6 protein-coding genes are annotated in these 8,449 nt (G+C 48.3%); 1 reads left to right on the top strand and 5 read right to left on the bottom strand.

Annotation, left to right across the window (positions count from 1 at the left end):
• From J4G07_21740 to J4G07_21760, 5 genes are all read right to left on the bottom strand, one after another.
• The coding region (locus J4G07_21740) for a WD40 repeat domain-containing protein (protein ID MCE2416607.1) at positions 1–1,161 on the bottom strand (1,161 nt) is incomplete at its 3' end.
• An 89-nt stretch (positions 1,162–1,250) separates the two neighbouring features.
• Positions 1,251–3,167 carry a WD40 repeat domain-containing protein gene (locus tag J4G07_21745; protein MCE2416608.1) on the bottom strand — a complete coding sequence of 639 codons (1,917 nt, stop codon included), beginning with the start codon at positions 3,165–3,167 and terminating at the stop codon, positions 1,251–1,253.
• 158 nt (positions 3,168–3,325) lie between these two features.
• A complete protein-coding gene (locus J4G07_21750; GenBank protein ID MCE2416609.1) occupies positions 3,326–5,161 on the bottom strand; it encodes a PD40 domain-containing protein in 1,836 nt (611 codons plus the stop codon).
• 160 nt (positions 5,162–5,321) lie between these two features.
• Positions 5,322–5,471, bottom strand: coding sequence for a hypothetical protein (locus J4G07_21755; GenBank protein ID MCE2416610.1), 150 nt, complete (start codon positions 5,469–5,471; stop codon positions 5,322–5,324).
• Positions 5,411–7,123, bottom strand: a complete 1,713-nt coding sequence (locus tag J4G07_21760; GenBank protein ID MCE2416611.1) for a hypothetical protein — start codon at positions 7,121–7,123, stop codon at positions 5,411–5,413. The genes J4G07_21755 and J4G07_21760 overlap by 61 nt, the downstream gene beginning before the upstream one ends.
• A 250-nt stretch (positions 7,124–7,373) precedes the next feature.
• Here J4G07_21760 and J4G07_21765 point away from each other — a divergent pair, with 250 nt between their 5' ends.
• A complete protein-coding gene (locus J4G07_21765) occupies positions 7,374–8,201 on the top strand; it encodes a phosphoenolpyruvate hydrolase family protein (protein MCE2416612.1) in 828 nt (275 codons plus the stop codon).
• Positions 8,202–8,449 lie beyond the last annotated feature (248 nt).

An 8,449-nucleotide genomic window follows, 5' to 3' on the forward strand; every position in this document is an offset into this window, starting at 1 on the left:
CACAACATTGTCTGTCTGCAGTAACTTGCCTGTCTGCATATTCCACAAATGAACTGTATTGTCCAAACCGCCACTCGCCAATATCCTTCCATCTGGACTAAACGCGAGGCTACCGATGGACTGTGTATGCGTTATCATCCTCCGAAATTCTATGCCGGTTTCCACATTCAATAATAGATGCACGGTGTTGTATCTGTTGCCGCTTATTAGCGTCTTCCCATCTGGGCTAAATGCGAGACTCTTGCAATCGATGCTATCTTCCAACTTTAGCAGGTATGTCCCTGTCTGCACATCCCATAGATTGATCGTCTTGTAACTTCCACCTGCCAGCGTCTTACCATCTGGACTAAACGCTACACTAAAAAGAGCATTCGCGTTCCGTTCAAGCAACTTATGAATAGACTCGCGTGTCTCCACATTCCACAAACGGGCGGTTGTGTCTTCACTTGCGCTTGCTAGCAACTTCCCATCCGGGCTGAACGCAATGTCTGAGATTTTCGAGCTGAACGTTGAGGCTTTGTCCTGATGCGCTATGAACGCGTGCAGCGTTTTCCCCGTCTGCACATCCCAGAGCCGAACGGTTTCGTCATCACTTCCACTCGCCAGTGTTTTTCCATCTGGATTAAAAGTGACGCTTGTGACTGCCCCGAGATGTCCTTCAAGCGTACGCAGATGTTCGCCGGTGCGTGCATCCCACAGCCGGATGGTCTTGTCCTCACTTGCGCTTGCCAGCAATTTCCCATCCGGACTAAACGCTATGTTTGTGATTTTATCTTCATGTGCTTGCATCGTCCAAAGTTCAGTGCCGGTGCGCGCATCCCGCACACGGACGGTGCTATCCATGCTCGCACTTGCCAACAGGGTATCGTCCGGACTGAATGCTACATTCGTAACCCAATGTGTATACCCGGTTATCAGGTTAAGTGGTTTGTTTGTTTCTGTATCATATATCCAAATACCGATGGCACATGTTACTGCTAAGCGTTTGCCGTCATTGGAATTCGCGAAATTTCCTGTTATCATGCCTTTACCGAACCGCGCTTTAGCACCTTCGGGTAAGTGCTGCAACTGCCAATTTTGTGTATCTTGGGCGATAGTATTTTGTGAAATAACACACAGTGCTAATCCCGTCGTTAAAATCAGAATCAATGTTTTTTGCATGAGAATTTTCCTTTTTCAGGGGTGTTGTTTTCACTTATATTTTAACATGAGTTAGTTCATAGATTGGGTTTCGCTTTGCGTTACCCAACCTACGGGGTCATATCCCACAAAGTTATGATACCATCGCAGACACTGACAAGTATTTTGCCATCCATAACAAATTCCAGATTTTCAACCCTACTACCTATGTCAAACATACGGAGCAGCTTCTTTGCGCTTACATCATAAATCTTCATAATCCCATCTGCATCCGCAGTCACAAACAATTTACCATCGGGACTGAAGGCGAGGGTGACGATACCCCTCTTATGCGTGTGCGGAAATGGCTGCCGTTCGCCTGTGTCCACATCCCACAGATAGATATTCGGGTCATAAGCCGCAGCAGCGATTGTTTTTCCATCGGAACTGAAGGCGATGTCTACGATGCCCCTTGTGTGTCCACGGATTACCTGCTTTTGTTCACCGGTGTTGGTATCCCATAAACGGACGGTTCTATCTTCGCTTCCACTGGCGATTGTTTTTCCATCGGGACTGAAAGCGAGACTCTCAACCCCTCCGTTATGTTCTTCGATGATTCTCTTCGTCTTACCTGTTGTTGTATCCCATAGACGGACGGTATTATCAAATCCGCCGGTGGCGAATGTTTTTCCATCTGGACTGAAGGCAATACACGCGATCTGTGCTGTATGTCCTTTGAATGATAGTTTCGGCCTATCTATTTTCATGCCCCATAGGGTGGTATCAATTTCCGTGAGGAGCCCGGGCAAGTGTTCCGGTATATCTATTTTCATGTCCCATAAATAAGCGGTCTCGTCGGTTTCCACCGTAGCGAATGTTTTTCCATCCGGACTAAAGCCGATATCTACAGCACCCCTGGTGTGAATTCTCTTTACCAATTTTGGTGAGGCGGGCACTGTGATGTCAAATAGATACGGGGTACTAAACTCACTCAGACCTGCAAGTTTTTTCCCATCGCGACTCAATGCAAATTTGGAGAAAGTGTTGTAATCATTTTCCGCTGACAGCGTATTTTCACCGGTATCAATGTCCCACTGACGTAGCGTTCCGTATTCGCTGCAACTGACGAGTGTATGCGAATCCCTAACGAAGACGACAACCGAAATGCGGCTTTGGTGTGCGGTGAGCATTTTGCGGAGCTTGCCTGTGTTTGCATCCCACAAATGGATGCGCCCATCTCCGCATCCTGCGGCTAAAAGTTCGCCATCCTGACTATAGGCGATGTGATCTATGCCTGACATTTCGCCGGTAAGTGTGCCTATTTGTTGCCATGTTTGTGTCTCCCACAGAAAGATGTTGTTGCCCGAACTGGCACTTGCCAACGTGCTGCCGTCCGGACTGAACGCCATGTTTTGCGCAATTTTATTATGTCCTTTGAGTTCGTGTTTGCGTTTGCCTGTCGCTGTATCCCAAATGGAAATGGTGTTCGGTCCGTCTCCAGCGGCGAGTCGCGTTCCATCTGGTGAGAACGCTACACTGTGAATGAATGTTTCTTTCTCGTCTGTTCTCTGAAGTGTTCTCTCTAACTTCCCAGTTTTCACGTCCCATATACGCGTGGTACTTTCTCCGCTACCGATTGCGATTTTGCCCATTTCTCGGTTGTAGGTGGAACAGATACCGGCGACAAATTCAATGTCTTGTAGTGCTTGTGAGGATGTGTCGGGATCCCAGATATGTAAGTAATCAAAAGTTTCGCTTCTTGCGATGACGTTGATATCTGGAGGAAATGCGGAGTTATACAACCTCGGAGTGTTACGGATAACGCTGGTGAGTTGTAATGTTGTTGCATCGTATATCCAAATGCCTGTCCCACTAATGATGCCGATCCGCGTGCCGTCTGCGGAATACTCGACATCTCCAACTCGTCCTTTCCCTATCTGTGCTACGATACCTTTCGGAGGTGGGAGGGTTTCTTGGGCGATAAGGATGAATGTGCATAAGAGCGTTATCCAGAGTGGTATCAAGATCAAGAGCAATCTGTTTTTCATAGGTGTGTTCTCCTGTGTGGTGTGTTATTGGTATAAGATTGAGTTGTTATCAAGTTTGGCGGTGAATTGTCTCAACTGCGGATTATGCCAAATCAACGTCAAATGTGCTTGGCAGAATACGCTTTTGGTCTTCTGCATGATTCGTCGAAGCGTGCCTGCTACTGTTCAAATTTTAGGTCCCACAAATACACGATGCCACCATTTGAACTTGCCAACATCTTACCATCTGGACTGAACACAACGCTTTGGGGACCTACCCTTCCCCGATGCCCCTCGAGTATCCTCAGATGTTTGCCAGTGTGCACATCCGACAGCATCACAAAGCCATCATTAGATCCACTCGTCAGTATCTTTCCATCCGGGCTGAACGCGATGCTATAGATAGATCTCCAATCCGCTTCTATCGTCCGAATCGGTTCACCCGACACCGCATCCCATAAAAGTATGGTACTGCCCCGAGCAGCACTTGCAGCTATCTTTCCGTCTGGGCTGAACGTTACACTATAAAGTGGTTTCTCCAACGTCAAGAGCGGGGCACCGGTATGTCCATCCCACGTGCACACGGTGTCGTCATAACCTCCGCTTGCCAACAAAGAACCGTCCGGGTTGAACGCGATGGCATTAGCCTGATGTGCCTTCATCCTATTTATACGTAGACCTGTTTGCATATCCCATAGATAGACATAACCACCACCATCTACAGCTGCCAGCCTTTTGCTATCTGGGCTAAAGGCAACCCTTATGAACCCAAAAACTTCTCCAGGCAGTGCCGGAAGTGCTGCACCCGTTTTTATATCCCACAAACTCACAGTCGAGTCATAACTCCCACTTGCCAATATCTTTCCATCTGGACTGAACGCTACGTCATTAACAGACTTCGTATGCCCTTTTAGTGTCTGCAGCAATGCACACGTCTGCACATCCCACAGGTAGACAGCATTGTTCCCAGTGGCACCTGCCAACGTTTTACCATCCGGGCTGAACGCGATGCTACGGAAATCCTGCGTATGCGCTACCATCTTCCGAAGTTCGGTGCCGGTTTCCACATCCCACAAGCGCACGGTGTCATCCATGCTACCGCTCGTCAGCGTCTTTCCATCAGGGCTAAATATAACATTCACGCTACCATAAGTATGCCCAGATAACACCCGCAGAGGTTTTCCTGTCTGCACATCCCACAGACGAATAGAAAAGTCCCAACTCCCACTGGCTAATAGTTGTCCATCTGGACTGAACGCTACGTCATTGATAGCATTCGTATGTCCGTCCATCTTTTGAAGCAACTCACCGGTCTGCACATCCCATAGGCGAACGGTAACGTCACCACTCCCGCTTGCCAGTGTCTTCCCATCCGGGTTGAATGCTACGCTACGGACACCACCTTTATGTGCCGTCAACACCCGAATCGATTCTCCGGTTTCCACATCCCAGAACTGGATAGTTTTGTCCTCACCTCCACTTGCAAGTATTTTTCCATCCGGACTGAACGCGACACAATAAACAAACCTCAGATGCCCTGTCAGGGTCCGAAGGTGCGTGCCGGTTTCCACATCCCACAGTCGTAGAGTCCCGTCTTCACCTGTGCTTGCTAACAGTGAACCATCCGGACTGAACGCTACATCCATGATTGAATGCGCATGTCCTTGCATCGTGTGTAGTTCAGTGCCGGTGTGTGCATCCCACAAACGGACAGTGCTATCCACACTCCCACTCGCTAACAGAGAATCGTCCGGGCTAAACGCTACGCTCATAACCCAATGCGTATGTCCTGTTATCAGATCAAGTGCTTTGTCGGTTTCTGTGTCATACACCCAAATACCGATACCACTCGCGACCGCTAAACGTTTTGTAATCTCGCCTTTACCGATCCGCGCTTTTACGCCTTCGGGTAAGTGCCGCAAATGCCAGTCCTGAGTGTCTTGTGCGATAGTGTTTTCGGAAATAACGCATATTGCCAGCACAATCGCTAAAATTAGAACCAATGTTTTTTGCATCGGAAAGCTTCCTTTTTCGGTAGAGATTGTTTGTAATTTAATCGTAACATGAGTTAGCGACAAAAAGGGATATGATTATTGGCTATCAGCTTTCAGTTGTCAGCCATCAGTAATAGTAAATCGGGCTTACAAAGACTTCCAACAATATGAGGTACACAGCCTAATCCACATTATCGGATGTGAGATCCCACAACAACACGATGCCATCCCAACTTGTACTCGCCAGCGTTTTTCCATCCGGACTGAACGCTATTCCAATAACAGCATTCCGATGTGCATCCAGTGTCCGAAGATGTGTGCCAGTTTCCACACCCAATTCGTATGCCCTGTCAGCAGATTGAGTATTTTGCCCGTTTCTATGTCATACATCCAAATACCGATGTTACACGCGACCGCTAAACGTTTTCCATCATCAGAATTTGCGATCTTTCCCGATAACGAGCCTTTCCCGTATCGTGCCTTCACGAACATCTTCCGTATCGCAGTGGATTCTCCAGAAACCCTGAGTGTATAGAAATAAACCCCACTCGCAACAGGCTCACCCAACGCATTCCGACCATCCCAATACGCTGCACGGTTTTTGCTCTGATACATGCCTGCAGACTGATGCCCGAATGATAGCGTCCGAATTAATCGACCATCGGTGGCATGGATAGTGAGCATAACGTCTGCTGCTTCGGCGAGTTGATAGGGTATCCATGTTTCAGGATTGAACGGATTAGGATAATTGGGCAGAAGTCCTGTCTTTTTCGGGGTCAACGCCTCCATCAGGTGCTTTAGGACTATCACCCCTCTTTGAAAGGTTGGGTCGTGCGAGTCAATGCGTTGGATTTGGGTTAGCCAGAGTTGGATGTCTTCAGGACGTAGGAGCGGTTGATTGGGACCTATTCCTATACCAGCACAAGCAGAAGGCGCGGCTGCTTTCGCACTCATTAAAGCTGCAGCCAAAACAATATCACGAATATCAACGGAACCGTCACCGTTAACATCTGCTACGTCAGGACCGGTTCGTCCCAAACGTGTTGTAATGCGTACGAGATCCAGGATATTTACGACTCCGTTCCCGTCAACATCTGCGCGGAGAGGGCGTTTTTCAGGAGGTATAACGGACTCGTCATCGGTAACGAGTGCTGCGAATTCTGATAAAGCAGTGGGATTTTGCAACAGTATCTGAAAGTCTGGATCCCGGAGCATCACTCTGACCCCGGCGTTTTCTTTAATAAATGTTATCGCTTCATCCCGCAAACCGAACTGCGCGAGGAGGTCTGGATTCCCAGCAATAGCATCTATCGTGAAGGGGGTTAAAAGGGCTTGTATCTCCGGTTCCTGAAGCCGTGACAGTAAATTCGGAAGCACTTCTTGAATCACGGGGTCTTGGAGCGTGGTCCTGTATTTTTGGGATAGATGTACAGCGAGGGAAATATCCGCAGTCGCAACGGGAAGGGCAGTGCTGAAATCGCCTGCCTCAAGATAAATCTCAAAGAACATGCCCCAGTTCCATAGGTTATCACTTACTTTGACAAGTAGGAGATTATTCCCCGCATTCAGATTGACGCGGAACAGATCTTGAATGCCAGTTGTTCGTCTATCCACCTTGTTTACGTGAACGATTTCACCGTTAAGCCAAACCTTGACGGAGTCGTCACTGCCAACCCCCATCGCAACGTTTTTTCGGGCTTTCGGGGAGAAGATATTAATTAAAGCGTACGCCGAGTGGTAATTCAGCCCTCGGTCGTTGCTCAACCCTATCCTATTAATAACGCTGTTAACATTATCTGAATAGCAGCCCCAACGCCAGAATAAGCAATCGATCTCCGGGAAGATATTCCCACGGGTCCATTGCAACTGTCCTAAGGTATCGCCTTCGTTTACGCCGTATGCAGCGACGAGGTTTTCCGTAAGCCTTCCTTGACTCGCGGCAGCCAGCTGATCGCTATCTATATCTCCACCTTTGGCAATCATCCACAGCCAGGGCCCTTCTATATAAGCCTCCACAAGAGGACAAAGGACACCTATAAATAGAGCGAAAAGACCTATCAGAACGCAGCTTGTGGATTTGCTATGCAGATTCATGAATGTTTACTCTCTCAAAGGAACTTCCGTAAAAAAACAGTGGAATGAAACAGGTTAAAAGTGTTAGACAAAATCTAATATTTTGCTATAATGGGTATAGTATACTACACCCAATTATCATACGCAAGGACAACCACTCATGAAATTCAAACGTGAAGAAATTTTAGCGCAACTGCGCAACAATATTGACGCAGGCAAACCTATTATCGGAGCAGGTGCAGGCACAGGTATCTCTGCGAAGTGCGAGGCAGCCGGTGGCATTGACCTGATTATTATCTACAACTCCGGCAGATTCAGAATGGCGGGCAGAGGTTCACTCGCGGGTATGATGCCTTACGGCGACGCGAACCAGATTGTTGTTGAGATGGCGAGCGAAGTACTACCCGTCGTTCCTGACACACCCGTACTCGCAGGGGTCTGTGGAACTGATCCGTTTCGTTTGATGGATGTCTTCTTGGGTCAGATAGACGCGATCGGGTTTTCTGGGGTTCAGAATTTCCCGACAGTGGGTCTGATTGATGGCACATTCCGTCAACTACTTGAAGAGACCGACATGGGATACGGACCCGAGGTGGAGATGATTCGGACAGCGCATCAGATGGGAATGCTCACGACACCTTACGCTTTCAACGAAACCGAAGCGGAGCAGATGGCGGATGCCGGTGCGGATATTCTCGTCGCACACATGGGACTGACAACAAAGGGATCTATCGGTGCGCAAACTGCTTTCACACTTGCGGACGCTGCTAAACGGGTGCAAGCCATTCACGACGCAGCGAAAGGGGTCAACTCAGAGATTCTGGTTATCTGTCACGGGGGTCCGATCGCTGAGCCAGAGGACGCAACATACGTTCTGGAAAATACCGAAGGGGTAGTAGGGTTCTACGGCGCGTCAAGCGCAGAGCGTCTTCCCACGGAACGTGCGATCACGGCACAGATTGAGGAATTCAAGAAAATTCGACTGTAGATGAAAGCATAGGGGGTTACCAAACAAGAATCATTGGCAGGGAATTTGGATCCGTGCGAATGTTTTCGGTGAACACTCCACAAATGCTTGATATAGGAACGTATATAGAAAGGCATTGACGAGGCAGTCAGTGCCTTTTTCTTTTCCTGCAATGCAGACACGAGCATGACGGGTTGGACAAAAGTGATTCTTTCTATTGACTACTGGGCAATTCGGCGATGAGGTATAAGGGAACTTCTTCACACAGA

It is taken from the genome of Candidatus Poribacteria bacterium (assembly GCA_021295715.1).
In the GTDB taxonomy this organism is placed as follows: Bacteria; Poribacteria; WGA-4E; order WGA-4E; family WGA-3G; genus WGA-3G.

What these genes read in the sequence shown, in the direction of transcription:
- J4G07_21765 (MCE2416612.1), top strand. Translation starts at nt 7,374, where the DNA reads ATGAAATTCAAACGTGAAGAAATTTTAGCGCAACTGCGCAACAATATT.
- J4G07_21750 (MCE2416609.1), bottom strand. Translation starts at nt 5,161, where the DNA reads ATGCAAAAAACATTGGTTCTAATTTTAGCGATTGTGCTGGCAATATGC.
- J4G07_21745 (MCE2416608.1), bottom strand. Translation starts at nt 3,167, where the DNA reads ATGAAAAACAGATTGCTCTTGATCTTGATACCACTCTGGATAACGCTC.
- J4G07_21760 (MCE2416611.1), bottom strand. Translation starts at nt 7,123, where the DNA reads ATGATTGCCAAAGGTGGAGATATAGATAGCGATCAGCTGGCTGCCGCG.